This window comes from Okeania sp. (assembly GCF_983059655.1).
The window spans coordinates 2,507-4,916 of sequence record NZ_CEZPJD010000613.1; the positions used below are offsets into that span (position 1 = coordinate 2,507).

Here is a 2,410-nt window from a genome sequence, read left to right on the forward strand (position 1 = left end):
TTGCAGAAATTCAATATGAGTTAGACCGTAGGCGTCCAGGGCAAAGCAAAATTACTACACCCCGTAAAGAAACAGATACTTGTGAAATACTGTCTGGAGTATTTGAAGGTCAAACTTTGGGTACGCCAATTATGATTTTGGTGAGAAATAAGGATGCTCGCTCACAAGATTATCAGGAGATGGCTAGTAAATATCGTCCATCTCATGCTGATGCAACTTATGATGCTAAGTATGGTATCAGGAACTGGCAAGGTGGGGGACGCTCTTCGGCTAGAGAAACAATTGGACGTGTTGCTGCGGGAGCGATCGCTAAGAAAATTCTCAAACAATATTCTGGTGTGGAAATTGTCGGTTATGTGAAGCGCATCAAAAATTTAGAGGCCATTGTTGACCTAGAAACAGTGACTATAGAACAAGTAGAAAGTAATATTGTCCGATGTCCAGATGCCGAATGTGCAGACAGGATGATTGAATTAGTGGAACAAATACGGGATGTGGGAGATTCTCTGGGAGGTGTGGTTGAATGTGTGGCCAGGAATGTCCCGAAAGGTCTTGGTTCTCCTGTATTTGATAAATTAGAAGCAGATTTAGCTAAAGGTGTAATGTCCTTGCCAGCGAGCAAAGGATTTGAAATTGGTTCTGGTTTTGCAGGTACTACTCTGACAGGTAGTGAGCATAATGATGAATTCTATACAGATGAGCAAGGGGAAATTCGGACTGTTACGAATCGTTCTGGAGGGGTACAGGGAGGAATTTCTAATGGAGAAAATATTGTGTTGCGGGCAGCATTTAAACCAACTGCTACAATTCGTAAAGAGCAGCGTACTGTTAGTAGTAGGGGTGAAGAGGTATTGTTAGCAGCTAAGGGAAGACATGACCCTTGCGTTTTACCTAGAGCTGTACCTATGGTAGAAGCAATGGTAGCTATAGTGTTATGCGATCATTTATTGCGCCATCATGGACAGTGTGAGAGTTTCGAGTATATGGCGCTACGCGCCAGGGAATAGAGGTGCGACCCTGCATCGGCGACAGACGTAAGTTGTCAGATCCTACGTCGCCGTAAGACAGCAGGCGGTTGTTAGCACAGATTCCCGTAGGGTGGGATGGTATAGCGGAGCAGCTTTGATAAGAGCGGGTCTCCTCACTATATCCAATCGACCAAGAGAAGGAATAGGGAATAGCTAACTTTAAAATAGTTTTTCCCTGCGGAAACGCTCCGCGAACAGGATTGAAAAATGTTTTAACCAATTCTTGTAGTGCTACTAAGTAGTGGTCTGTAGGTTGGTTAACTATTAAAATTGGACAAATTTTTGAATTGGCAATAGTTAGCAACTTTATAGAAAAACAAGCTGCTATATTTCCTGTCCCTAGTTCAATTTCCTAACAATCCAGAAATCTTTAAATTAATTAAAGTGGAAACTGCTAAAAGAAAATTTATATGGAAACTAAACCTTCTTCTGAAGTGCTAACTCAAGATAATGTTGATTTCTCCAAAATGCCTGAACAAATGGGAGATTTTTTAGTTAAGTTCTGGGGTGTACGAGGCAGTGTTCCTACTCCAGGAAAAGATACTATTAGATATGGTGGAAATACTTCCTGCATAGAAATGCAAATAGCTGGTAAGCGTCTGATATTTGATGGTGGTACTGGCCTACGAGAATTAGGCAAGGAAATGATGCAGGATATGCCAATAGAAGCTTATATGTTTTTCACTCATTATCACTGGGATCATATTCAAGGTTTCCCTTTATTTACTCCTGCTTTTACCGAAGGAAATAGTTTTCATATCTACGGAGCTATACCTCCAGAAGGGGAGTCCATGAAAAAGCATTTTATACAGAGGGTATTACATTATAACTCTCCTATTCCTTTAAATGGTGTTCAAGGTGACTTACGTTTTTATGAGCTTCAGCATGGGGAAAAAATGATGCTGGGTGATATTGAAATTGAGACTGGTTCTCTTAATCATCCTAACACAGCAATGGGATATAGAGTGACATGGAATGGACGGACGGTAGTTTATTGTTCTGATACAGAACATTTTCCCGACCGCTTGGATGAAAGTGTGGTACATTTATCCCGCAATGCTGACCTCTTAATCTATGATGCTATGTACACTGACGATGAGTATCATAATCCCAAGTCTTCTAAGGTAGGTTGGGGACATTCGACTTGGCAGGAAGCAATCAAAGTAGCTAAGGCTGCTGGAGTGAAGCGGGTGGTAATTTTTCACCATGAACCTACTCACAGTGATGATTTTCTTGATGAAATAGCAAAAAAAGTCAAAGCAGCTTTTCCCCAGGCAGTTATGGCCCGCGAAGGTTTAGTCCTGCCCATGGGAGTTTAGAAGCAGGGGAGCGAGGGAGTGGGGGAGTGGGGGAGTGGGGGAGATTAAATATTGAAGTAATTA

The 2,410-nt window shown here is 41.8% G+C and carries 2 protein-coding genes; both read left to right on the top strand.

Annotated features, from left to right (window positions below):
* The coding region (aroC, locus tag AC3DU7_RS25185; protein ID WP_488042029.1) for a chorismate synthase at positions 1–1,007 on the top strand (1,007 nt) is incomplete at its 5' end.
* A gap of 431 nt (positions 1,008–1,438) precedes the next feature.
* Positions 1,439–2,347, top strand: coding sequence for an MBL fold metallo-hydrolase (locus AC3DU7_RS25190; protein ID WP_488042030.1), 909 nt, complete (start codon positions 1,439–1,441; stop codon positions 2,345–2,347).
* Positions 2,348–2,410: the final 63 nt, after the last annotated feature.

Coding starts and splice junctions, on each gene's coding strand:
- AC3DU7_RS25190 (WP_488042030.1), top strand. CDS start 1,439: ATGGAAACTAAACCTTCTTCTGAAGTGCTAACTCAAGATAATGTTGAT.